Source organism: Streptomyces sp. NPDC001508 (genome assembly GCF_040298665.1).
Taxonomy (GTDB): domain Bacteria; phylum Actinomycetota; class Actinomycetes; order Streptomycetales; family Streptomycetaceae; genus Streptomyces.
In genome coordinates, this window is record NZ_JBEPAP010000014.1 from 126,349 (window position 1) to 149,300 (window position 22,952).

The window sequence follows — 22,952 nt, forward strand, 5'->3', positions numbered from 1 at the left end:
CAGGCGGCAGCTAGCGCCTGGCGGATGGAGCACCGAACGCACAGAGCCGATTCGCCGCTGTGGGGGCGTAGCTGAACAGTCGGGCGCGTGATGGCATGGATCAAGGTATCGGGGTAGACCGAAGGGTGTTCGCCATGGGATCTCTGGCCGCTGCCCGGCAGCGGCCGGGGAGAACTGCGAGGGCTTCGTGCCGTCGCCTACGGCTCTGAGCGCGGCTGAATCGACAGCGACGGTCACAAGTCGGGAGACGGGGCTGCCGCCCGTGCGGCAGCCCCTCGCGGTGGTGCCCGCCCGCTCGTTCGGGAGGAGATCATGCGTGTGAACTGGGACGCTTCCTGGCAGCGGTCCAAGAGCGCGGCGAATACCCGACCATGGAAGAGGCAGAACGATCCTCCCGCGTCGTGCTCGCTCTGCTGGGCGCGCACCTGGTGGGCGAGGTGCGAAGCGAGCTGGCCGCCCGCCTCCCCGAGACGCTCGCGTTGGTCCTGCTCAACCCGCTCCAGGCACACGAACCGCTTGTGCCAGAAGGGTTCGTCCGGGCGACAGCGGCCTGGATCGAGGGCGCCACCGAGCAGACCGCGGCCTGGGAGGTCAGCGCCGTGCTCAGCGTCGTCGCCGACATCGCTGGCGACGACCTGCTGAACCGGATCCTGCTGCAGCTCCCCGCGGGCTACGACCTTCTCTTCGGTCGCCCCCAGCCAGCCTGACCAGTCGGGGCGCAGCACGACACAGCGCTCGGCCGTGCCGGTGCGAACGGTCCACGCGCGGGCCGGCCTGCGCTATGCCGGGCCAGGCATAGCGGCGGCACGCCGCACGTGCCAGAGGTGGGGCAGCGGTTCGGCGTCGATAGACGCCAGCAGGCCCCCGGATGCGCTTTACGGGGGCCTGCTGGCGGTGGTTGATCTTCGGCTAGTTGGTCTTGCTGTTGTCGTCGGGCTCGGACTCGGCAGCCCTACGACGGCGCACAGCGACCAGGGTGACGGCGCCGGCGACGATGAGGATCCCCGCGCCTGCGGCGATCCAAGGGGTGGCGTCGGCGCCGGTGTGGGCGAGGGAGCCTGCCTGGGTCGCCGGCGTGGAGTCGCCGTCCGGGACTGCGGCTGCGGTGGCCGAAGGGTCGATATCCGGCGTGCCGGTGCCCGGCGCGGAGGGCTTGGCCCCGCCGGTCTCGCTGCCCGGCCTATCCGCAGGGGTGGACGGGGTACCGGTGGGCTCGGTGGTCGGCTTGTCCGAGGGGTGGGGCTTCGGGCTGGTCGCGGCCTTGGTGTTGGTGACGGTCACAGTCACAGGGGCGCCGGGGCCCGCGGTGAACGTCTTGGACGGCTTGTAGAGGCCGTATCCGGCGGGTGCCTTGACCTGCTTGACCCAAAACTCCGTCTTCCGGCTGGACACCGGCAGTTCCCCGGAGGCTGTGCCCTTGGCACCGGTCGTCAGGGTGAGCAGCGTCGAGGTGCCGGTGCCGATGTTCACCGTTGCGCCGGACAGGAGCTTGCCGGTCTTGTCGTCCTTGGCCTGCAGGAGGACCTTGGCGGCCTTGTACGAGTCCGTGATCGTCAGCCGCGTGGTCGCCCCGGGCGTGACGATGACGTCTTGGTCGGCGACAACCTCGTGGAGCGGGCTGCCGGAGGCCGTCTCCTTGAGCCGGTAGGCGCCCGGCGTGAGGTCGGGGAAGGTCAGCTTCCCCTGCGCGTCGGTTGTCCCGCGCCCGGCCTCCTGACCGGCTGAGTCGAGCAGCAGGAACGCGGCGCCGGGGAGCACATCTCCGGCCGTGTCCCTGGTGGTGATCTCGACGCTGCCCGCGTCCGCGGCCGGCGTGTCGGCAGCGACTGCCGAGGTCGAGGGTGTCGGTTCGGAGGGCTGGGCGTTCGCGACCGGCGCCCAGGTGAGGGTACCGGTCACTGCGGCGGCGACGGCGGCGGATCGGACGGCGCCACGGACGAAACGAGCGTGCACGAGGAAGGGGACTCCTTGATCAGTTGGTGGAAGGTCGGTCACCGGACGGGGATCCAGGTCGGGACTCAGCGGGGGCGGGCTTGGCTGCGGGTGGCCGGCGGGGCGGGCGCCTGGTGCGCGGAACGACCCGCGGTGCGGTTCGGCGTGGACGCGGCCCAGGCGCCGGGGAACCAGACGGCGGTGTACTGCTCGATGGCGTCGCGCAGCCCGGTGGTGACGGCTCCCTCCCACGGTGGACGGCCGGGATAGCGGTAGGTGCGGAACGTGCTGTACTGCTTGGTGTTCGGCTGGGTGTTGTGGGCTTCGTCGCGGCGGTGGAAGGTGCCGTGATCGAGGAAGCTGAGGGCGACCGCGTCGATTTCACCGCGGTCCGGGTGGATGACCGCTACACGAAGACCGCCGTAGGTGTCCGCGTGGATGGTGGCGGTGAAGTCGATTCGCAGCCGCAGCGGTGCGCCCGGGACCGGCACGGCGAAGTAGGTGGCTCCTACGACGGCGAAGTCGTGTAAGGGAAGGCATAGCTCGGCGAAGAACTCGGCGGCCTGCAGGGACAAGAGGAATCTCCGGTCGGGGGTGGGGCCGGCGTCATCGGCGCGGGCCGGGCAGGGCCGGTCGGCTGGTGGTGCTCCAGCGTGGGACGCTGGCCGCGGGCAGCGCGGCCGAGCGGCGGGATGCGGCAGCCCGCTGCACGTCGAGCGGGGTAGGGGCTGGCGGCTGCGGGGGAACGATGGGGGTGAGCTGGGCCATGCCCTCGATGTAGCTGAGGGTGTCCTGGCGCCACCGGGGAAGCGGGGCCGGATCGGCGACGCACTGCGTAACGGCGGTGAGCAGGGCGACGGGGGTGTCGGTGCTGGCCGTCGCGTACCAGAGGGGCCGGTCGATGGATTTTCCCGCCCACAGCTGCCAGCGGGTGTCACGGGTGGTCAGCTCGGCTTCCGGATCGAGGTCGCCGGTGGTGAACTCCATGCCGGCGAGCCCGTCCGGGGCTTGGACGGCGAAGACGCCCCAGCGGGGACGGTCGATCTCCCAGCCCTGCTGCAGGAGCGGGACGACGGCGAGGAAGGGATCGTGCTCGTGGATCCCGGTAACCGGCCGGGCGAGGTAGGCGTCCGGCCCCTGCTCGTAGGCGGTGGCGAGCGCGGTGGTGAACGCCTGGACGAACTCGGTGGGGACGCGGTCGTTGAAACAGACGCCCCATGTCGGCGGGCCGAACGGGTCCTTGTGGGCGTTGATGCGCCAGAGTCCGTCGTCCTCGCCTTCGGGCAGGTAGCCCAGGCGCACGCGCCGGTCGGGGGAGTTCACGTACACGTTGCCGAGGTCGTCGTGCTGGAGGTCCCAGCCATGGTCGAGGAGCGGGGTGAGGGCGGGGTCGCCGGTGAAGGTGCTGCTGGCGAGATGGCGTGGGGAGACGAAGACGTCTCCGTCGAGCGTGTGAAGGTCGTCGTGGAGGGACACGGGTTCCTCAGTAGCGGCGAGGCGGATGAGTCAGGCAGCGGGCAGCAAGGCTGTTCGGAGGGCGTCGGTGGAGCCGGTGTAGTGCAGCGTGCGCAGGCCCAGGCGGGCGGCGGCGTGGCAGTTGTCGGGGCGGTCGTCCACGAACAGCACGCGTCGTGGATCACTCACCCCGGTGGCCTGCAGTGCCTGCTGGTAGGTGGCCGGGGCGGGCTTGCACAGCTGCAGGCGGGCGGAGTAGAGCGCCTGGGTCATCATGCGGCGCCAGTCGTGGGTGTCGAGCACGGTACTGAGGTGGGCGGGTGCGTTGGACAACAGCACCATCGGCAGTCCGGTGGCATGGGCGCGGCGCAGGACGGACAGGACACTGGCGTCGGTCGCGGTCCACATGTCGGTGTCTGCGGCGAGGAGTTCGCGCAACAGGCGGAGGCCGGGGTGGGAGCCGAGGACGCGGGCCCAGTACGCCAGGTCGCTGAGCTGGCCGGCGTCGTAGAGGTCGCGGGCGTTCCAGAAGGCGCGCTGGAATGCTGCGAGATCGTCTTCGGGCCAGGAAGCGGTACGGGCCAGCCGTAGCCACTGGGCGCGGGTGGGCTGCAGGCCGAGGACGCCGTTGTAGTCGAGGATGACGGCGTCGGGGCCGGTGGGACGGGTCAAGGGGCGGTGTTCTCCAGGGCTCGGCGGGTGAGGGCGGCGAGAGCGGCTGCGAGGAGGGCGGGCAGCAGCAGGGCCGCGGACAGGGTGGTGGCGCTGGCGAGGGCGCCGATGACGGCGGGGCCGGCGAGGAGGCCGAGGTAGCCGGTGACGGAGATCGTGGCGACGGCTCTTGGGCCGTGTCTGCCGGCGGCGGTGATCAGGGAGGGGACGGTGCCGGACAGGCCGAGTCCGAAGACCGCCCAACCGGCCAGCGCCGCAGACACGCTGTCGACCAGGACGCCGGTGGCCAGTCCGGCGGCGGCGAGCGCAGCGCCGGTGCGGACCACGGCAGGGGCGCCGATGGCGGCGGTGAGCCGGTCGCCGGTGAGCCGACCGATCGCCATCCCCGTGCTGTAGAGGGCGAACGCTGTCGCGCTGAGGGCGGTTGTGGCGTGCAGCGTGTGCAGGTGGACTGCGGCCCAGTCGGCTGCCGCCCCCTCGCCCAGCAGGCTGGCAGCCGCCAGCGCCCCCAACAGCCACACACCTCCCGCCCTGCCCTGACCGGGCTCCTGGGGCTCGGGGAGCTTGAGCTGGTCGGCGCCGCTCAGTGCGAGGGTGCGCGGGCTGGCCACGAGCACGGTCGCGGTCAGCGTGAGCCCGGTGGCCAGGAACAGGGTGCTGTGGGCTGTGCGGGCCGTGGCGGCGGCCAGGGCGGCACCGCCCAGGGCGCCGATCGAGTACGCGGCGTGCAGGGAGGACATGACCGGCCGGTCGGCGGCGTTCTGGCAGCGGACCGCCGCGGTGTTGGCGGCGACGTCCAGGACACCGTGCGCGGCACCGAAGGCAAGGGCCGCCGCGAGTAGCGAGGCCAGCGTCCGGCACTGCCCGAGCAGGGCGAGGGCCGCTGCCAGTGCGACCGCTCCGCCGATCAGGAGCAAGGGGAGTCGGTCGGGCCGGGCGAGCCGACCGCCGGCCTGCAGTCCGGCAACCATGCCGAGGGCTGCGGCGAGCAGGACGAGGGACAGGCCGGCGGTGGTGAGGTGGGCGGCGTGCTGGACGGCCGGCATCCGGGCGCCCCAGACCGCCATCACCACGCCCAGGCCGAGGAAGTAACCGGTCAGCAGAATCCGGCTGCGGCGCACGGAAGCGTCGGTGCGGCTCATGCGGGGCGGCCACCCGCAGCTGGCTCGCCGGCTGTGCGGGGCGCCACGTCGACCTGCAGATGGCGCACAGCCTGCGTGGCGCGGGCCTGTGCAAGGTCCGCGGTGGGCGCGGTGGTGATCAGGTAGCCGATACGGGCGGTGAACATGTTGCCGCCGTCGGCCGGGAGGAGCAGCTGGTCGCCGACCTGGTGCTGGAAGTGCACGCGTTCCAGCCAGCGCGGGCTGACGCCGTCGAATCCGAGGCGGAGCAGGGTGCCGGAGGTGTCGGGGTAGAGCAGCTGGATCGCAGCGGCCGAGGACCGGGTCGGGTTGAGGTCGGGGGTACGGCCGCAGGCGATGTCGGCGGCGGCGCGCGGCAGGTCGATGCCGGTGGCGAGCTGGACGAGGTGGCCGATCATGTCACCGGCGATCCGGCCGTTGACCTCGACCAGCCGCGGCCGGCCATCGACCAGGCGCATTTCGACATGGGAGACGCCGTCGGTGATCCCCAGGGCGTGGATCGCGGCCCGTGCCGCCGGGGCGACCACGTCGAGCAGCGGGTCTGCGGCGTCGACGGAGTGGGCCAGTTCCTCGAAATACGGCGGGGCGCTGACCGTCTTGCGGGTGACGGCCACCACGGTGGTCTCCCCGCCGTAGGTGACGCACTCGGCCGAGACCTCGGGTCCGTCGAGATACTCCTCCACCAGCACGCTGGTGGACTCGAGCCCCAGCCCGGCCGCCTGGTCGGCGAACTCAAAGGCGGCGGTGAGCTGTTCGGGGGTGTCGGCGCGGATCACCCCGATGCTGGCCGCGTGCGCGGCGGGCTTCAGCACGACCGGGTAGCCGATCCGCTCGGCCGCCGCCTGGGCCTCGGCGCGCGTGCGCACGCTCACCGAGGCGGCCGACGGGACCCCGTGCCGGGCGAACAACGTACGGGAGGTGGCCTTGTTACGGCACGCCTGCATGGCCTCCGGCATGGTGGTGGGCAGGCCGAGCTGGCGCGCGAGGCGGGCGACCGGGACGAGGTACCACTCGGTCCAGGTGAACACGCCTGCCAGGTCGTAGCGGTCGGCCAGGGCCCGGCCGGCGGCGGACAGCGCCGCCTGGTCGGTCGGGTCGGGCACGACCACGCAGTCCCGCAGGTACGGCGTCTCCCACGAGGGCTCTTCGCCGGTGATCAGGACGACGTCGTAGGCGGCGGCCACGGACTGAAGGCAGTACCCGCGGTACGCCTCGGCCTCCATGTCGGATGCGGCAACGACCAGGACGACAGGACGGTCGGACAAGTAAAGGCTCCTCGTATTGGAACAGGGGGCGGGGATGTGTGGACGGCGGACCTCGGCGGCCGAGGAATGCTGCGCCTGCCCCGCCTGCTCCAGCGCGAGCGGGACAGGCGGGGCTGAGCGGCGTAGTCGGTGCAGGGCCGGGGGTGCTCAGAGGGGAGGAAACGGACGGGGAGCTGTCAGTCGGCCCGGCGGCGGCGCAGCTCGAACGCGCTGGCCCAGTTCGGGTGCGCGGCGATCAGCCGCCGGGCGTAGAGGGCGGTGAAGTTGTTGTTCAGCCCGGCGACTCCGTACGGGAGTTGGCGGCGCAGGTCTTCGAAGAGGTCCTTCACGCCGACGCGCGTGGCACCTGCGGCCAGGCGGCGGGCGGCCATGCGTTCCAGGGCGCGGTAGACGTGCGGGTTCTGCGTGTCGAAGGCGTGGAACCGCTCGGTGATGGTGCGACCGCTCGCACGGTTCATCCTGGAGACGGCGGTGGGCATGGGGTTCTCCACAGGCTCGGGAAAAGTGCAGGGTCAGGTGCGCAGGGCTGGGTCGGTGCGCAGGCGCGTGAAGGCGAGGGCCAGTCCGAGGCCCTGCAGGACGGCGCAAGCGGTGATGACGTGCCCCAGTGCGTCGGGCGGCGTGAGCGCGGTCAGTACGCCAGCGACGGGGTAGGGCAGCAGGAGGATGAGGATGGTCGCCGACAGGGTGCTGCCGAACTTCTCCGGTGGGATCAGCAGGGAGCGCAGCGTGCGCAGCACCACCGTCATGCCGCCCTCGGCCGCCATGAGGACCGCGACCAGGACAAGGTAGGAGAGGTAGTCGGGGGCTTGGGCGGCGGCGAGGGTGGCGAGCGAGGCAAGGGCCGCGCAGGCGGCGCCCACCGGCCACAGGCCCAGGCGGTCGATCGCAACCCGGCAGAGGGTGGCGCTGAGGAGCGTCGCTGCGGCAGCGGCGGACCAGACCAAGCCGACGTCGGTGGTGGACTGCCCGAAGTGCTTGACGACGATCACGGGACCGGCCGCCTGGAGGAGCCCCGTGGCGAGGTTGGACAGGGTCAGCCCGGTCACGAGCCAGCCGAGCGCGGGCAGCGATCGGATGGTGCGCCACCCGGCGAGCAGCCCGGCGCTGGCCTGCCGCTTCGGCGCGCGGGCCGGGGCGACGGGCGAGGGGGGTGTTCGCAGGGCGAGCAGCGCGGCGAGAAGCGACAACACGGTGATCACCGCGAGCATCGGCGGCGGCCCTGCGAGCAGGAGCACTGCGGCGAGCGCCGGCCCGGCCAGGGTCGCAATCTGGTCGATGCCGAGCAGGACGGCCTGAACGCGATGGGCCCGCGTTCCCGCTCGGCGGCCGGCGGCGGCGCCCGCGGTCTCGGCCGCAATGTAACTGAACTCGGTGAGCACGCCCGTGACCGCCGCGAGCACCATCACGGTCACGCTCGCCACCGTGCCGGACGGGTGAAGGTGGAGCAGGACCGCGCCGGCGGCGAGAGCCATCGCACGTCCCAGGGAGGCGAGGTGGAAGACGACGGACGCCCCGCGCCGGTCGACGATCGATCCGGCCCACCCGAACGCCGCCAGCCTCGGGATCCACTCCAACGCGAACGCCGCTCCCGTGAGCGCGGCGGAGCGCGTGGTGGCCAGGACCAGCAGCGGGATGCCGTAGGTGGACATGGCGAACGCCAACGCGTCCGCCGTGCGCGGCAGGTAGATGCCGCGCAGCAGCCCGGCGGTGTGGCGTGCGTGCCGGGGTGTGACCGCTGCGCTCACGCGACCGGCTCAGGCTCGAACGCCCTGGCCACCTGGGGGTTAGCGGCCAGCCACTGGATCAGCAGCGTGCGGGGACGGGCAAGGTCCGCCGCCGCCCCGGCGCCGGTCACGGCGGACAGCGGTGCGAGGCCATCGCCGTGCTCGGTGGTGAGCGAGGGCGCCAACAGGTCGAGGACGTGCCGGATACGGCGGCTGAACTCGCAGACCGGGGCCGGGACGGCGTGACGTCGAGCCCAGCGCGCCATCGCGTCGTACAGGTCGGCCAACTCCATTCCGCCGTCGGTGAGTTCCAGACCGGAGCCGGGCGCGATCCGGACGAGGCCGTGGGCGCGGGCCGTGTCGGAGGCGCTTCGCAGTTGGTGCGTGGAGAGGTCGGGCAGGGTGCCGGCCAGCCGTCGCGGCGGTATAGCGCCGTTGTCATCGATCTCGGTGACCAGGCGGATCAAGGAGCGCGAGGCCAGCAGTTCGACAGCGTGGCGCGCTTCGGCAGGGGTGAAGGGGGTGCTCATCGGCGCGGGCCGCCCGCCGGAATGGCTGCCTTCGGGCGGGCGGTCGTGGCGTGCGAGAAGAGATCGCGGTGGTGCCACGCCGGAGAGGATCCGGTCGTGCGAGCGGGTGGGAGCGCCGCGGGGGTCGGCCGTGGCTGGCTGCTGAGCCACGGCATCGGCGCGGGCTTCGCCTGCGGGTGTCCCCAGACCGGATGGTGGGCCGCCTGGTCGAGGGGCTGCCCGGCGGACCACGCGGACAGGGCGCCGAGCACGGGGCCAAGGCCGTCACCGGCTGCGGACAGCCGGTAGGGCCGGCCGAGGCCCTCGGTGTCGACCAGGCCGTCGGCGACGAGCTGCCGCAGCGGCGGATAAATGTTGGTCCAGTCGCTGCTGGGCATCACGATCCGGGCCAGAGCCCGGCCGCTGACCTCCTCACGGGACTTCAGCACCCACAGAATGGCGGCGGCGTGGTGCCGGGTGAGCAGGGTGAGGCTGTCCTCGATCTGCTCGATCGCGGGCAGCGGGCGGTCCGCCTTCTCCAGGTGTTCCTCGGCCCAGGTGACGATCACCGGCAGAACCGGCAGCAGGGCCGCGCCACGTTCGGTGTGGCGGTAGGTCACGTGCCGTGCGGTGTGTTCGGTGCGTTCGACGAGCCCGGCGTCGCACAACGACTTGAGCTTGGGGTGGAGCTGGCCGTTCTGCAGCCAGGACACCTTGCCCGCCAGCTCGCTGTAGCGCAGCGGCGGGCCGGAGAGGGCCAGGAGGATCCTCACGTTCCAGCGCGGGGTGATCATGGCGAGGGCCTCGGTGACCCGGGCGATGTCGGCGTCGGTGTCAGGGGGCAGAGCGGTGATGGCCAAGGGAGGAACTCCTGGGTGAAGGAAAGAGAGGGATCGCCTGGGGGTCAGCGGCTGGGCGCCGGGCTCGGCGCCGCAACAGGCGAAGCCGGAACGGGCGGCGAGCAAGCCGGCGGGGCAGGCGTCGGGGCCGGGACGCGGGCCAGGCTCTGCAGGACGGCAGCTGCCGACTTGGCCTGGACGTCGCGGACGGCGACGGCTTCGGCGAGCCGACGTGCACCGTCGAGGAGGTGGGAGACCTCGTGCGGGCCGATCTGCCGCTCGGCGTGGAGGAGCCGGGCGAGACGGTCGCGGTGGACGTCGATGCTGCGCTCGGCGAGGGCGAGGCCCTCGTGCATGCCGAGCAGGGCGGAGAGCATGCCGGGCGGCTGGTCCTGGGCGTGGGCTTCGAGGTCGGCGAGCGGCGCGCCGTACAGGTCCTCGATCCGTCCGGCTATGTCGGTGGACATGGGGTGGGGCAATCGGGGGCTTTCACGGTCGGCGGGCCCGGGCTGCCCCGGCACGCTGGGGTGCCGGGGCGGCAGACGGGGGCAGGGATGCGGCGGCCGTGAGCTGCGTGCGGGCGGACCAGGCCCGCTGGCCGGGCGAGGGCATGGTGCACAGCAACTCGCGAAGGGCGGCGCGGTAGCCGTCGCGGGCGTCGAGCGCCGCCTCCAGCCACTGGGCGTCGAAGCGGAGCTTGTCCGCCGACAGTTCGTCCATGTCGCGGTCCGGATCCATGTCGGCGTAGACGCGGTCGCGGACGCGGGCGACCTGCTCCTCGGTGAGCGCCAGGAACGAGCGCAGTTCCAGGGCCCGGGCGAGCGCGGGCGAGGCATCATGGCCGGCCGCCGCCTCGTACAGCTCGGGCACCGGCCTTCCGAAGATCATGTACAGGTCGGCGTCCATGGTGCTGGCCTTGTCCCGGCTCATCGGGCGGTCCTTGCCGATCGCCACGCCGATGCCGGTGCGGCTGTGCCCGCGGGCCGGCGGGGCACGCTGGTCTGCACCGCCGGGCCGGTTCGGGACCGAAAGCGGGCGAGGCGCTCGGCGGCGAGATCCTTCTTCCCCGGAGCGTCCGGGTCGAGGAGCCACCGCACGACCATGGCCCGGCCGTCGCGGACAGCGACGGCCGCATTCACCCGGTGGGCGAGACCCATCGTCGGATCGTCGACCTCGCTGGGCTGGGTTTGCAGCGCAGCAACAAGATCGTCCTCCGCACGTTCCAGCACGGACTGGGCCTCGACGAGAAGGCCATGCCACTTGACGACGTCGGTGGCATCAGGATTCGCGGTCGGCGCGGCGGCGACCGCAGCCTTCAACTGGTTCATGCCCATGCCGAAACGCGCTTCAATCCGTTCGGTGAGCACGCCCACGACATCCTCAGACTCATCGGATATGCCATCGGGCAAAGGGAAATCTCCTGTTCTGGAAAGGCCGATCCCTGGGGAATGGGAGGGGCTGCCGTACCCGGTGGCTGGACCGCTTACGGGCACCTGCTGGGGCCTGTCAGTCCAGGCACATCCGGACGTCGCGGTAGACGTACGTGCCGGAGACCCAGCCCTTGACACCTGTGGTCTTGTCCGTGATGTAGAGCCAGTTGCCGCTCTTCTTGGCGACGCTGAACTTGTGGCCCCGGTAAAGCACGCCGAGCGCGGTGGACTTCGTGGTGGCCTTGGACCGGATGGTCACGGCCTTGGTGTGCACTGCGTACGGCAGGTACGGGTGGTCGTAGCAGTCGCTCGCGGGGAGAGCGGAGGCGGCGGTCGGGGCCGCGCTGGCGGTGGTGGCGGACAGCACCGGCAGAGCGAGTGCGCCGAGCATGGCTGCGGATATGGCAATTCGGGTGGAGCGCATGCGGAAGAAACCTCCGTGAAGGCATAGGGATGGCGGGGAAGGTGCCGCGAGTGTTGTCCCGGCGGCTGTATAAGAGTCCGGAGATTCGCCGGTTTGGCTAACCGGCGATCGTCGGCTATGTTGCGCCGCCCTGGTCGGCTTTGACGCTCAGCGTGAGCGGCCGGGCGGGCGCGGCGCAGGGGCCTTCGGCAAGCCGGCCGGGCGGCTGGCTGCGGCTGCCGGGCGCACCGGCGGGAGAGGGCCGGACTCGCCGGTGAGCCGGTCGTCGCACCACTGCAGTGCCTCGCCGAGCGTGTCGAAGCCGCCCTCGCGCAGGGTGTGCGTCCACGTTGCGGTGTCGACATCTTCGACCACGACGCGGAACGGTGAGGGGGCGCGCTCGTCCAGGGCGCGCAGGGCCACGACGATGACCATGTCTTCCGGGTCGTCGCTGGTGTAGGAGTAGCCCATGGCGTAGTGGTCGCCGGCGAGGCGTCGCTCCAGGGCTCGCGTGGCCTCGTCCGCCGGCGGCGGGCCCAGCGGGGCGAGGCCGATGGCATCGTGCGGACAGCCACGGTGGATGAGCCAGGACTGCGCCATCGCGGGCAGCGGCAAAGGGGCATGCTCGAAGCTGAACGTCCGCTTCTCCTGATCGCGTTGCAGATGCACGGCGAGCACCTGCGGCATGCCGGGGTGCCCCCAGGTGGCGGTGCGGTCGAACAGGACGTATTAGCTGTGCGGGCCGTCGTGGTGTTCGGCGAGGGGAACGAGCATGTCCTCGTGGACGGCGACCTTGCGGTAGAAGTCGAGGTACTTCTCCTCGTCGGCGTCGAGGTCGTCCAGATCGAAGTCGACTTGGGGGATGGACTTCCGGTCCGGCGCCGGGTCGGTGGGAGACAACAAGAGCCTTTCGGTGAACTCAGCGCCGCTGCGCCGGGGTGGGCCGCGATGCGCCGGGGCGAGCCGGAACCTTCGGCGCCTGCACCGTGGGAGCCCGACGGGCGGCGAACAGCGCGGCCCGTCCGGCGTCGGTCAGCGCGACCGGCTGACCGGCGTGCACGGGGTGGCCGGTGTCCCGGACGACCAGGCCGGCGTCCTCCAACTGCTGCAGCTTGGCGTGGGGGATGCGGGTACCGGAGGCGGCTGTGACGGACATCCCGCCGGTCAGCAGGTGTTCGTAGAGCTTGGCGCCGCCGGCGATGGCGAGCAGCGCCGCCTGGTCATCCGTCGAGAGCTGCCGGGCGTCGTGCGCGGAAGCCGCCGCTGCGGCTTCGATGGGCTCCAGGGCGGCGAGCACCTTCCTAGCCGCGGCGTCCCGCGCGGCGGCAGCCTCTTCCAGCTGGTCCACGGTGCGGCCGAGGCGCGTGATTAGAGCGCCATCGGCGTCGAACTCGCCGCTGGACAGGCGGTTGAGGAGCCGGAGGTAGAAGGTGACGCTGGTCTGGGCCTTGGCCAGTTCACGGTGCCGGTCGACCACTTGAGCGTGCTGCTCGTCGAGGACGCCGCGGTCGCGGTAGGCCCACAGGGTGTCGATGTCGTGCCCGGTGACGGCTTCGAGGCGGTGGTCGAGCGCGGAGACCGCACGCCGGGTGGGTGCCGGCGCGGGTGGAGGGGGCATAGGCGGACCTCTGTGCGTTCAGCGGGTGTGGTGGTGCGCGGGGTTTGGGGCGGAACGGGGCAGCCCCGGCAGTGCGGTGGGCGGCGGACCGGGCCGGGGCACGGGAGTGCGGGTGGTCAGCTGCGGGGAACGCGAGCGTGCCGCGTGGGTGCGGGCGCTCAGCGGCCGACGGGTCATCCCCAGGCGGCGGCCGACCTCGTCGTAGACGTCGTTGCCTGCTCGCGGCCGGATGGCGACGACGTGGATCTCCTTGGGATGCGCGGACTCCGGGGGCGCCGGGCGGACGCCGTAGACGACACGCCAGTCCTTGCGCGAGTCCACGAACAGCTTCCGGAATCCCTCCAGGTCACCGTCGAGACGCAGCCCGAAGCGCTGCGCGTTCACGACTTCCTGCAGGTAGGCGAGGGTGAGGTCGCGTATGTCGCTGGGCGCCTGGAGGAGATCGGTCAGCGCGCGGGGGTCGAAGCTCAGTGCGAAGGCGGGCTGTCCCGCTCCCGCGGTCATGACGTCGGCTCGTCCGGCTCGGAGGCTTGTGTCGTGGCCGCGGTCTCCGTGCGCACGGACGGCGGCGGGCCGGGCAGGAGACGGTGCGCGGGCCGGTCGGGCGAGGTCATGCACGCCGACAGCGGCCCACCCGGCGCGCGGATCGCCGCAACGGCGTGGGTGAGGAAGTCCCGGTGCCACACGAACAGGCCAGACAGCCCGGCTTCGGGATCCTTGTGCTGCTGGTAGGCGAGCCACAGGGCGTGAAGCCAGGCCACGACGTCGTCGTGCTCCTGCCACTGCAGGCACCAGGGTGCCGCGGTGGTGACCTCCGCCCCGTACACCGGCAGGAAGAAGTCATCCACCCAGTCGGACAGGGCGTCGAGTTCGTCCTCACGTTCTTCTCCATCGAGTTCCAGGATCGGGCGGGGCTCCGGTGGAGCGGCCGGAGGCGGCCCACCGAGACCTGGCATGCCGAACGCGGCGAACGGTGATCCGCTCGGTGACGGGGCGGACGCGAGGTGGTCGAGCTGCTGAGCCTGTTGCGCCGACTGCTCCATGAGCCGCCGCACGCTCGCCTCGATTCCCTCCAGCTGTCGATCCGGAATACGAACCGGCTCCAACTCGCCATCGTCAGACGGTCTTGTGGATTCGGGCATTGAAAGTTCGGCCTCCTACGAGACACGGGATGAGAGAAAGACGGAAGCGTCTGTGCGGTTCATTCGGCGAGCTACACGGCCACTCCGGCGGTATTTCGCCGACGGCTTCGCATGGGGAGCCGGTCGCCTTGGGCGGCAGGCACGGGACGGGGCTCAGTCGGTGAGATCCACGTCGTCCTGCGTGAGGGTTTGACGGATCGTCTCGGTAAGCCGGTCGGCCGCGATCGACGCGTAGTGCTCGGTCTTCTCCACGCCGATGAAGTCCCGGCCCTCCAGCAGAGCGGCCACACCCGTGGAGCCGGAGCCGGCGCAGAAGTCGAGGACCGTGCCGCCCTCGGGGCTGATCTTGACCAGCTCGCGCATCACCTCGACCGGCTTCTGCGTGATGTGCCGGCGCTGCGCGCCCGAGGGCTGCGACGCCGAGTACATGCCGGGCAGATAGACCGGGTTCCGGGAGCCGTCGATCGCCCCCTTCGACGCCCAGACGATGAATTCGCAGTTCTGGGTGAACCGGCCCTTCTGCGGCCTGGCCTGCGGCTTGTGCCAGGCCAGCACACCGCGCCACAGCCACCCGGCGGCCTGGATCGCGTCCGTCGTCGTCGGGAGCTGACGCCAGTCGGTGAACAGCAGCGCGGTCCCGCCGGTCTTCGTCAGACGGTGCGCTTCGGTCATGATCTGCGTCAGCCAGAACGCGTAGGACCTCTGGTCCATGTTCTCGCCGGTGAAGTCTGCGAGGTCGTTCTTGGCATCGGCGGAGGTGTACTTCTGCTTCGCGGAGCGGGTGGTGCGCTCCTTCGCGGTCCGGCCACCGCTGTTGTACGGCGGGTCGGTGATGACGGAGTCGACGCAGCCGTCCGGAAAGCCGGAGAGAACGGCAAGGGCGTCGCCCTGGTGAAGGGAAAAAGGCAAAGAGGGGCCCCTATTCGGGTGCGGATTCACGGTGGGAACTAGCCGCCTCGCACAGGAGTCCTCGCAGGCCGGAAGTGGGCGTGCAGAAGCCCAGGGCCGCAGACCGAGGAGGCGAGGGGAGTCCAAAAACTGTAGAGGCGAATCCGCCGACGACCAAGAAGTGCCGTGCGAGGTGCCGGATTCCGGCACCTCGCGCCAGCTTTTTGGTCAACCGCCAATCCGCATCTACTGTTTTGAACCGCCCGGCGCACACCGCCGCTGGCTACTCCCCCGCCACACCTCACGGAGGTACCCCCTTGCCCCGGCACACCTAGCTCACGGCCCGGCCAGCTGGGAGCGAGCGGCAACTCGCCCCACATCGGTCCGCCTTGATCGCCCACCCCGGCCGCCGCGCCCTTCCACCACGCCTCGCGCACGCGGCACGCCGGACACCGCACCCCCGAAGGACACGCTCATGACGTCTCGCTACCCACCCCTGCCCGACCTCGCTGACCCACGAGCGGTCCGCTCCGGTTGAAGGCGCTCGCCGCCGGCATCGGCGTCGTCTTCCTCTCCCCGCTTCTGCTCGCCGGCACCGGCATGATGATGGCGTCCTCCGCGAACGCCGTTCAAAGCAGCAGCAGCTCCCTCATCTGCCTGAACGACATCAACACCGGCAAGGTCGCCGAGCAGGTCACCAAGATCCTCGACGGGGCGTCCGGCAAGAACGTCCACGTCGAGGGCCTGGACCTGCCCGCCGAGCAGGTGCCCAATGCCCAGACGATCGTGGCCACCGGTATCAGCCTCGACGTCCCCAAGAAGGGCCAGGTCATCGCGCTCGCCACGGCGATGCAGGAGTCGAGGCTACGCAACCTCAACTACGGCGACAGGGACAGCCTTGGGTTGTTCCAGCAGCGTCCCTCCCAGGGCTGGGGCACCGCCGAGCAGATCCGTGACCCGACGTACGCGAGCGAGCAGTTCTACAAGCACCTGCTCAAGGTGCACGGGTGGCAGCAGATGACCGTCACCCAAGCCGCTCAAGCCGTCCAGCAGTCCGGCTTGCCGGACGCCTACGCGCAGTGGGAGCACCTGGCCACCGCGCTGCAGGAAGCCATCGCCAAGACCTTCCCCGGCGCCGGCAACAACAAGGACGCCAAGGAGCCGAACCCAGGCAAGGACCCGGGAGCCGGCACTACTGGCTGCGCTCCAGGCCAGGACGGCTCCGGCTTCGGCCCGATCCCCGAGGGCAGCGTCCCGAAGGGATACAAGATCCCCAAGGACGCCGACCCGAAGGCACGCAACGCCATCGAGTGGGCGATGCACCAGCTCGGCACCCTCTACCAGTGGGGCGGATCCTGCACCAACGCCCACGGCCCCGACCCGATGGGCCGCTGCGACTGCAGCTCGCTGATGCAGCAGGCGTACGCACACGCCGGCGTCACCCTCAGCCGCACCACGTACACGCAGGTAAATGAAGGCAAGGCGGTCTCGGCCGCCCACCTCAAGCCCGGTGACCTCATCTTCAGCCGCGGCACGGCGAGCCGTCCCGAGCACGTCGGCATGTACATCGGCGAGGGCCTCGTGATCGAGGCACCGCGCACCACCAAGCCGGTCCGGATCACCCCGATCAAGGACTGGACGATTCTCGCCGCCCGCCGCGTCATCTGACGCCCCCGCCCGGACACCGCTCCGAACAGGCCCGGCCACGGCGATCTCCGCGCCCCGAGCGCATCTCCCCTCTGCTTCCCCTCCCCCCGCCGGCCCCTCGTCTGGCCCGCGTATGCAAGGAGCCCCGCCACACCTATGTCCCTCCCTCTCGCAGACCGCGTCATCCAGCTCGCCTACGACCCAGGGATCTCGCCCAAGGGCGGCGGCCTGCCCGGGCTCAGCGTGCTGAAGAACGTCGTCAACTCGATCAACATGTTCGGGATCATCGCCGTCGTCGGCGCCCTCGCCGTCTCGCTCGGCGTGTGGGCCTGGGGCCACCACACCGGCGGCCACCAGGCCGAGGCCAACGGCAAGAAGGGCGCCGTCGTCGCCGCGGGCGCCGCCCTCGGCCTCGGCGCCGCGAACGGAATCGTCGCGTTCTTCTCCACCCTCGGCTCGCAGGTCCACTGATGCGGAACCGAGTCCCCACCCTCTCGCTGTCCTCTTACGGCGTCGGCTGGTCGGCCAACCGACGCATCGCCATCGTCGCTCTGGTCGTCACCGTCCTGCTCACCATCGCCGCAGCCGTCGCCTGGCTGTCCGGCAGCGGCAACGCCCACCGGGATCCGACCGCTGCCGGGCCGGCCGCAACGCACAGCCCGTCCTCCTCCGAGGCCCCCGCCCCGAAACCCGAGGCCGACTCCGGTTCCGTGCCCAAGCCTCCGCAGATCGCCGAGCCGGTCGCGTACGCCAAGGCAGCAGCCCAGATGCTGTGGTCCTACGACACCCGCGACACCAGCCGCGACCAGCAGCTCGCCGGCATGCGCGCGTGGATGACCAAGGAGCCCACCTACGCCGACTGGGCGTCCGTCTCCGGCCAGGTCCCGGATCCGGTGCTGTGGTCGCGGATGGCCGACCAGGACCAGCACGCCACCGCCCGCATCACCGAAGGCCACTACCCGGGCGCGTTCAAGCAGGCCCTCGCCGAGGACCCCTCGGCGATCACCGAGGCGTACATCTACGTCGTCACCGTCAACGGCACGCAGCAGATCGCCTGGAAGAAGGGCGGCGGCGGAGCCGAAGACCGCGCCGTGACCCTCGCCGTGCAGTGCCGCCCCGGCCACGACTGTGCCCTGGCCGCCATCGCTCCGAGCGTCACGCAGTGACCCGCGCCTGACACGAGACAAGGAGGAGTAACTCCCCGTGGGTTTCTGTGATTACCCCCTGGCGGACAAGCTCTGTGCCGTCGGCGACGCGGTCGATTTCGCCTCGGACCCTGGCAAGGCCATCGGTGACTGGATGGCGAAGTCCGCAGGTGAGCTGGCTGCAGCAGCGGCCGACTTGGCCGCCAAGGCGGTCAACACCACCACGAGAGTCGACCTGAACGCCGGATGGTTCCGCGACAACTACGAGATGCTGCTGCCACTGGGCCTGGTCCTGCTGGTCGCCACCTTCTGCGCGCAACTCGTCCGGGCCGCTGTCAGACGCGACGGACAAGCCCTCACCCAGGCGTTCACCGGCACCATGTCAGGGGTCCTGTTCGCCTTCTGCGCCATCGCCCTGACCACGGTCGCCGTCGAAGTCGTCGACGCCGTCAGCGACGGCCTGTTCAAAACCGCGCACCTGAACATCGAGTCGGCCGTGCGCCGCATCGTCAAGGTCAGCCAGATCGGGTCCCTGGCCGGACTCGGCTGGCTCGTCCCGGTTGTCGTCGGTCTCGGCGCCGCCATCGGCGCCTTCCTCTACTGGTGCGTGATGATGGTCCGCAAGGTCGGCATCCTCGTCATGGTCACCCTGGCCGTCTTCGCGTCCGCCGGCGGCGGCTGGGAAGTCGCACGCCGCTGGCGCAAGGGCTGGATCGAAGCCACCGCCACCCTGGTCGTCAGCAAGCTGCTGATGACTGTGATCTTCGTGCTCGGCATCGCCGCCATGGGCAAGACCGACGCCAAGGACGGCATCGCCGCCCTCGCCGACGTCATGTCCGGCATCGTGATCATGATCCTGGTGCTGCTGTGCCCGTATGCCGTGTTCAAGTTCGTGCACTGGGCGGCCGACGGCACCGACGGCGAGTCCATCCACCGCGCTGGCGGCGCCGGAGCGCAGATCGCCAAGGCCCACGCCGAGAACGCCGCCCGCAAGGCCGCGGCAGCAGCGGCCACCGCCGGAACCGGCGGCGCGGCAGCCGGAGCGGGTGTCGCCGCCGCGCAAGGCCCCGACGCCGCAGGCGGAGGCGGATTCCCCGGCGACATCGCCGCCAACCCGACCGGCGACAGCGGCGGCAGCAAGGACGCTTCGGAGGGTGGCGGAACGGGCGGCTCGCCCGGTGGCGGTGCCATGAAGTCCGGCCTGGAGAAGGCCGTCCAGCCCGCGCCGACGAGCGTCTCCGACGACACCAGCGGCCAGGTGGGCGGCAGCCCGGGGCCGGGCGGATCCGGCGCGAGCGCCGCGTCCGGCCAGCAAGGCGGCTGGCAGTCGGTGCCGCCGACCACGACCCCGCCGCCGCAGGGCGCACCGCCGTCCCCTGGGGCACAGAACGCCACGCCCAGCGGGACGGCCTCACCGCCGCCGCCTGCGACCGGCCTCTGATCCCCTGTCCGTCTACCGGGGGCGGGACGTGTACTGCACCCCCGCCCCCGGGTTTCCGCCCGCGTCTTCAGGACCCGCCCCTTGACTGATCTCTCCGTCGCTCCGGTCACGGTGAAGTTTCCGCACCGGTCCCGCCGCGGCATCCTCCTCGGCCTCTCCCTGCCGCAACTCGTCCTTGTCTCCTGCACGCTGGCGCTGCTGCTGATGACGGTGGTCTCCACCGGGCTGGTCGGCGCCGTCGCCCTGGCACCGCTGTGGGCGGCTTCCGGTGCGCTCGTGGTGATCCGTCGGCACGGACGCTCCCTGATCGACTGGGCGCCGATCGTCGCCCGCTACGCACAGCGCCGACGCACCGGCCAGACGCTCTGGCTCGCCCGGCCCGTCACCCGGCCCCGGCAGGATGGCATCCTCCACCTGCCCGGCACGGCCGCCTCCCTCAAGGTGGTCACCCCCGGCGACTCCGCCAACGGCGCCGCGGCCGTGCACGACCCGCACCGGCAGACCCTGACCGCCATCGCCCGGGCCAGCAGCCGCGCCTTCGCCCTCCTCGACCCCGCCACCCAGAACCACAACGTGGGCAGCTGGGGACGCGCGCTCGCGGGCATCGCCCGCACCGGGCACATCGCCACCGTGCAGGTGCTGGAACGCACCGTCCCCGACAGCGGCGACACCCTCACCCGCCACTGGGCCCAGAACGGGCAGCCCCAGACACCGGTCGCCGGACAGATCTACTCCGAACTGGTCGCCTCGGCCGGTCCCGCCGCCGCACCCCACGAGACCTACCTCGCCATCTCCCTCGATCTGAAGGCCGCCCGGCGGCTGATCTCGCAGGCCGGCGGCGGGCTGCCCGGGGCGTTCACCGTCATGGAGCAGACCACCGCGTCCATCGCCCAGGCGGCCCGCAACGCCGGACTGATGGTCACCGGGTGGCTGACCGCGCGGGAGATCGCCGCCGTCATCCGCACCGCCTACGACCCAGGGGCCCTCGCCGCACTCCAGCAGTGGTCCGACACCGGCCGCGCCGAGGCCGATCCCGCAGCCGCAGGTCCCGTCGTCCAGGTCGAGGAGTACGACCGCCTCGCCACCGACAGCGCACGGCACGCCACCTATTGGGTGGAGAACTGGCCCCGCACCGAGACGAACGCCGGCTTCATGCACGGCCTCATGTTCACGGCCGGCGTGCGACGCAGCCTGTCCCTCATCTACGTACCGCAGGGGCTCGAGTCCGCGCTGCGGGACGTCCAGCGCAAGAAGGCCGCGATCATTGCCGACGCCAACGAGCGCGCCCGCCGCGGGCAAGTCGACAGCGAGGAAGACTCCGTCGAGTACGCCGACGTCAAACAGCGTGAGCGTCAGCTCATCGCCGGACACGCGGACGTCGCCCTGACCGGCCTCGTCACCGTCACCGCCGAGACCGACGCCCTCCTGGACGCCGCCTGCGCCCAGATCGAGACCCACGCCGTCACCTCGGGCGTCGACCTGCGACGGCTGAACTACCAGCAGCCCGACGCGTTCGCCGTTGCCGCACTCCCTCTGGCCCGCACCACCCTGTAGCTGCCAGTTCGCCCCCACACCCCGCTCCCGCCTCTTTGGCGGCAAGGACCTCCCATTGATCCCTCCCCCTCCCAGCACGCCCGACGCGCACCCCTACCTTCGGGCCGCCACCGCAGGCGTCCGCCACCACGCTCGTGCCCTCAACCGTGCCGCGCCCCCGGATCGCGGGCACCTCGACACCCTGCACGCCCACCTCACCGAACTACACCGGTTCATCGACCAGTTGGCCGAGGCAGCAGGGCCCCCACATCCTGCAGCAGGCCGCCACCTCGCCACCGCGCACACCCGCCTGTGGCAGGCCACCACCGAGCTCCACTCCGCCTTCCACCTGCTGCCCGGCAACACAGCGCAAGCAGATACCGAGACGAGCGCGTGCCATCCGGAACGGCTGCCCGAAGGGCCGCCCGTGCTGACCATCTGCCAACGCCACCTCGCCACCGGGCACAGCATCCGGCGCAAGACCACCCCCACCGACCTCCGCCCGCACACCACGGCCTGCGTGCGATGAGCACCACCCGCAGAATCGAGGGCCTCCGATGAGCCACCGGCCCGCTCGCCGCGCCCGCCGCGCCTCCGCCAGCCCACTGTTCACCCCCCACGGCACCGACCGGGCCAGCCGCAAGGCAGCCCGCCGCCAGCTCGCCGAAGCCACCGCCAAGGCCCGCGCCGAAGCCACCGCCCACCAGGCCGAGAGCACACCCGCCGAGCACGAGATGCCCGCTCCGCTCTACCCCCCGAGCGGACGGCCCGGGCCCGCCTCCGCGCGCAACAACCGGCTGAAGCTGCCCGCCCACCGCATGACCACCGCCGTGGCCGCCGGCGCCTACCCCTTCCTCGCCGAAGGCGGGCTCGGCGCCGAGGGCATCTACATCGGCCGCGACGTCCACGCGGAAGCATCGTTCGTCTTCGACCCGTTCGCGCTGTACGGCAAAGTCGAGGGATTCACCAACCCCAACCTCCTGCTCGCCGGAGTGATCGGCCAGGGCAAGAGCGCGCTCGCCAAGTCCTTCGCGCTGCGCTCGGTCGCCTTCGGCTACCGCGTCTACGTCCCCTGTGATCCGAAAGGCGAGTGGACGCCGGTGGCGCAAGCCCTCGGCGGCCGATCCGTCGCGCTCGGCCCAGGACTGCCCGGACGCCTGAACCCCCTGGACGCGGCCCCGCGACCGGACAGCGTCACGGAGGCCGACTGGGTCGGCGAGATCCGCAAACGGCGCCTGCTCCTACTCGGCTCCCTCGCCCGGACCGTCCTGGGCCGGGACCTGATGCCCATGGAGCACACCGCCCTCGACGTCGCCCTCGACGCCGTCGTCACCCGCGCCACCGCCACCGGCCGCACCCCACTCCTCGGCGACGTCGCCGCCACCCTCAACACCCCCAGTGCGCTCGACGAAGCCGCCGGCATGATGTCCGGCCAGCTCGGCGACGCCGCACGCGACCTGGCCCACGCGATGCGCCGCCTCGTCCACGGTGACCTGGCCGGCATGTTCGACGCCCCCTCCACCGTCGCCTTCGACCCGCACGCGCCGATGCTCACCATCGACCTGTCCCGCCTCGGCGGATCCGGCGACGACACCGCCCTCGTCCTGGCCATGACCTGCGCAAGTGCCTGGATGGAGTCCGCCCTCTCCGATCCGAACGGCGGCAGGCGCTGGATCGTGTACGACGAGGCGTGGCGACTGATGCGGCACGTCGGCCTGCTGCAGCGGATGCAGGCCCAGTGGAAGCTCAGCCGTGGTCTTGGCATCGCCAACCTCATGGTGATCCACCGGCTGTCCGACCTGCTCACCGCCGGCGACGCCGGATCGCAAGGCCGCGCCCTCGCCGAGGGCCTCCTCGCCGACTGCAGCACCCGGATCATCTACCGCCAGGAGACCGACCAACTCCACGCCGCCGCCGCCCTGCTCGGCCTGACCTCCGTAGAAATGCACGCCATCGCGCACCTCAACCGGGGCCGTGGTCTGTGGAAAGTCGCTGGCAGATCCTTCATCGTCCAGCACCTGCTGCATCCCAACGAGCTGGCGCTCTTCGACACCGACGCCCGAATGCATTGAAAGGTCCGGGAGTTCGCGCCTTCCGCGCCCCTGATTCCCATGAACCCAAGGATGGAGTCCCGATGACGAGGGTATCCCCTCCCGGGGTTCCG

Annotated in this window: 28 protein-coding genes; 8 read left to right on the forward strand and 20 right to left on the reverse strand. The window is 71.5% G+C overall.

Going from position 1 to position 22,952, the window contains the following annotated elements; translation table 11 throughout:
* Positions 1 to 371 precede the first annotated feature (371 nt).
* Entirely contained in the window at positions 372 to 707 is a 336-nt protein-coding gene (locus tag ABT245_RS16155; protein WP_351733900.1) for a DUF2267 domain-containing protein, read from the forward strand.
* 202 nt (positions 708 to 909) lie between these two features.
* Here ABT245_RS16155 and ABT245_RS16160 read toward each other — a convergent pair whose 3' ends face one another.
* From ABT245_RS16160 to ABT245_RS16250, 20 genes are all read right to left on the reverse strand, one after another.
* On the reverse strand, positions 910 to 1,953 hold the full coding sequence (locus ABT245_RS16160; protein WP_351733902.1) for a SpaA isopeptide-forming pilin-related protein: 1,044 nt from the start codon (positions 1,951 to 1,953) through the stop codon (positions 910 to 912).
* 65 nt (positions 1,954 to 2,018) lie between these two features.
* On the reverse strand, positions 2,019 to 2,507 hold the full coding sequence (locus ABT245_RS16165; RefSeq protein ID WP_351733904.1) for a hypothetical protein: 489 nt from the start codon (positions 2,505 to 2,507) through the stop codon (positions 2,019 to 2,021).
* A gap of 31 nt (positions 2,508 to 2,538) precedes the next feature.
* On the reverse strand, positions 2,539 to 3,408 hold the full coding sequence (locus tag ABT245_RS16170) for an SPDY domain-containing protein (RefSeq protein ID WP_351733906.1): 870 nt from the start codon (positions 3,406 to 3,408) through the stop codon (positions 2,539 to 2,541).
* Between the two features lie 30 nt (positions 3,409 to 3,438).
* Positions 3,439 to 4,059, reverse strand: a complete 621-nt coding sequence (locus ABT245_RS16175; RefSeq protein WP_351733908.1) for an HAD family hydrolase — start codon at positions 4,057 to 4,059, stop codon at positions 3,439 to 3,441.
* Positions 4,056 to 5,201, reverse strand: coding sequence for an MFS transporter (locus ABT245_RS16180; protein WP_351733910.1), 1,146 nt, complete (start codon positions 5,199 to 5,201; stop codon positions 4,056 to 4,058). Before ABT245_RS16180 ends, ABT245_RS16175 begins: the two co-directional genes overlap by 4 nt.
* Positions 5,198 to 6,424, reverse strand: a complete 1,227-nt coding sequence (locus tag ABT245_RS16185; protein WP_351733950.1) for an ATP-grasp domain-containing protein — start codon at positions 6,422 to 6,424, stop codon at positions 5,198 to 5,200. Before ABT245_RS16185 ends, ABT245_RS16180 begins: the two co-directional genes overlap by 4 nt.
* Before the next feature lie 218 nt (positions 6,425 to 6,642).
* Positions 6,643 to 6,945: a hypothetical protein gene (locus ABT245_RS16190; RefSeq protein ID WP_260830160.1), complete on the reverse strand. Its 303-nt coding sequence runs from the start codon at positions 6,943 to 6,945 to the stop codon at positions 6,643 to 6,645.
* A gap of 33 nt (positions 6,946 to 6,978) precedes the next feature.
* Positions 6,979 to 8,214: an MFS transporter gene (locus tag ABT245_RS16195; RefSeq protein ID WP_351733913.1), complete on the reverse strand. Its 1,236-nt coding sequence runs from the start codon at positions 8,212 to 8,214 to the stop codon at positions 6,979 to 6,981.
* The gene (locus ABT245_RS16200; protein ID WP_351733915.1) at positions 8,211 to 8,723 is read right to left on the reverse strand and encodes a regulator; all 513 of its coding nucleotides are present in this window, start codon (positions 8,721 to 8,723) and stop codon (positions 8,211 to 8,213) included. Before ABT245_RS16200 ends, ABT245_RS16195 begins: the two co-directional genes overlap by 4 nt.
* Entirely contained in the window at positions 8,720 to 9,562 is an 843-nt protein-coding gene (locus ABT245_RS16205) for a winged helix-turn-helix transcriptional regulator (protein WP_351733917.1), read from the reverse strand. The genes ABT245_RS16200 and ABT245_RS16205 overlap by 4 nt, the downstream gene beginning before the upstream one ends.
* Positions 9,563 to 9,606: 44 nt before the next feature.
* Positions 9,607 to 10,020 (reverse strand): hypothetical protein, encoded by a 414-nt coding sequence (locus tag ABT245_RS16210; RefSeq protein ID WP_351733919.1) that lies wholly within the window; start codon positions 10,018 to 10,020, stop codon positions 9,607 to 9,609.
* A gap of 10 nt (positions 10,021 to 10,030) precedes the next feature.
* Positions 10,031 to 10,471, reverse strand: a complete 441-nt coding sequence (locus tag ABT245_RS16215) for a hypothetical protein (RefSeq protein WP_351733921.1) — start codon at positions 10,469 to 10,471, stop codon at positions 10,031 to 10,033.
* Entirely contained in the window at positions 10,468 to 10,950 is a 483-nt protein-coding gene (locus ABT245_RS16220) for a hypothetical protein (protein WP_351733923.1), read from the reverse strand. Before ABT245_RS16220 ends, ABT245_RS16215 begins: the two co-directional genes overlap by 4 nt.
* Before the next feature lie 97 nt (positions 10,951 to 11,047).
* Complete coding sequence (locus ABT245_RS16225) at positions 11,048 to 11,395, reverse strand: SH3 domain-containing protein (protein WP_351733925.1); 348 nt, start codon at positions 11,393 to 11,395, stop codon at positions 11,048 to 11,050.
* 147 nt (positions 11,396 to 11,542) lie between these two features.
* Positions 11,543 to 12,097, reverse strand: a complete 555-nt coding sequence (locus ABT245_RS16230) for a hypothetical protein (protein ID WP_502982136.1) — start codon at positions 12,095 to 12,097, stop codon at positions 11,543 to 11,545.
* A 6-nt stretch (positions 12,098 to 12,103) separates the two neighbouring features.
* Positions 12,104 to 12,277 carry a hypothetical protein gene (locus ABT245_RS46090; RefSeq protein WP_502982131.1) on the reverse strand — a complete coding sequence of 58 codons (174 nt, stop codon included), beginning with the start codon at positions 12,275 to 12,277 and terminating at the stop codon, positions 12,104 to 12,106.
* Between the two features lie 16 nt (positions 12,278 to 12,293).
* Positions 12,294 to 12,992, reverse strand: a complete 699-nt coding sequence (locus tag ABT245_RS16235) for a hypothetical protein (protein ID WP_351733927.1) — start codon at positions 12,990 to 12,992, stop codon at positions 12,294 to 12,296.
* A gap of 18 nt (positions 12,993 to 13,010) precedes the next feature.
* Positions 13,011 to 13,496 carry a hypothetical protein gene (locus ABT245_RS16240; protein WP_351733929.1) on the reverse strand — a complete coding sequence of 162 codons (486 nt, stop codon included), beginning with the start codon at positions 13,494 to 13,496 and terminating at the stop codon, positions 13,011 to 13,013.
* Entirely contained in the window at positions 13,493 to 14,035 is a 543-nt protein-coding gene (locus ABT245_RS16245; RefSeq protein ID WP_351733952.1) for a DUF4913 domain-containing protein, read from the reverse strand. The genes ABT245_RS16240 and ABT245_RS16245 overlap by 4 nt, the downstream gene beginning before the upstream one ends.
* A 252-nt stretch (positions 14,036 to 14,287) precedes the next feature.
* Complete coding sequence (locus ABT245_RS16250; RefSeq protein ID WP_351733931.1) at positions 14,288 to 15,043, reverse strand: DNA-methyltransferase; 756 nt, start codon at positions 15,041 to 15,043, stop codon at positions 14,288 to 14,290.
* A 513-nt stretch (positions 15,044 to 15,556) separates the two neighbouring features.
* Between ABT245_RS16250 and ABT245_RS16255 the strand changes: the two genes are divergently transcribed.
* The 7 genes from ABT245_RS16255 to ABT245_RS16285 all read left to right on the forward strand — a co-directional run bounded on the left by ABT245_RS16255 (position 15,557) and on the right by ABT245_RS16285 (position 22,860).
* Entirely contained in the window at positions 15,557 to 16,690 is a 1,134-nt protein-coding gene (locus tag ABT245_RS16255) for a C40 family peptidase (RefSeq protein ID WP_351733933.1), read from the forward strand.
* Positions 16,691 to 16,825: 135 nt separating this feature from the next.
* The gene (locus tag ABT245_RS16260; protein WP_006143162.1) at positions 16,826 to 17,140 is read left to right on the forward strand and encodes a DUF6112 family protein; all 315 of its coding nucleotides are present in this window, start codon (positions 16,826 to 16,828) and stop codon (positions 17,138 to 17,140) included.
* Positions 17,140 to 17,835 carry a dihydrolipoyllysine-residue succinyltransferase component of 2-oxoglutarate dehydrogenase complex gene (locus tag ABT245_RS16265; RefSeq protein ID WP_351733935.1) on the forward strand — a complete coding sequence of 232 codons (696 nt, stop codon included), beginning with the start codon at positions 17,140 to 17,142 and terminating at the stop codon, positions 17,833 to 17,835. The genes ABT245_RS16260 and ABT245_RS16265 overlap by 1 nt, the downstream gene beginning before the upstream one ends.
* A gap of 37 nt (positions 17,836 to 17,872) precedes the next feature.
* Complete coding sequence (locus ABT245_RS16270; RefSeq protein ID WP_351733937.1) at positions 17,873 to 19,255, forward strand: SCO6881 family protein; 1,383 nt, start codon at positions 17,873 to 17,875, stop codon at positions 19,253 to 19,255.
* A gap of 81 nt (positions 19,256 to 19,336) precedes the next feature.
* Entirely contained in the window at positions 19,337 to 20,809 is a 1,473-nt protein-coding gene (locus ABT245_RS16275; protein WP_351733939.1) for an SCO6880 family protein, read from the forward strand.
* Positions 20,810 to 20,867: 58 nt separating this feature from the next.
* Positions 20,868 to 21,317: a DUF6238 family protein gene (locus ABT245_RS16280; protein WP_351733954.1), complete on the forward strand. Its 450-nt coding sequence runs from the start codon at positions 20,868 to 20,870 to the stop codon at positions 21,315 to 21,317.
* A gap of 28 nt (positions 21,318 to 21,345) precedes the next feature.
* The gene (locus tag ABT245_RS16285; protein WP_351733941.1) at positions 21,346 to 22,860 is read left to right on the forward strand and encodes a putative type IV secretion/conjugal transfer ATPase; all 1,515 of its coding nucleotides are present in this window, start codon (positions 21,346 to 21,348) and stop codon (positions 22,858 to 22,860) included.
* Positions 22,861 to 22,952: the final 92 nt, after the last annotated feature.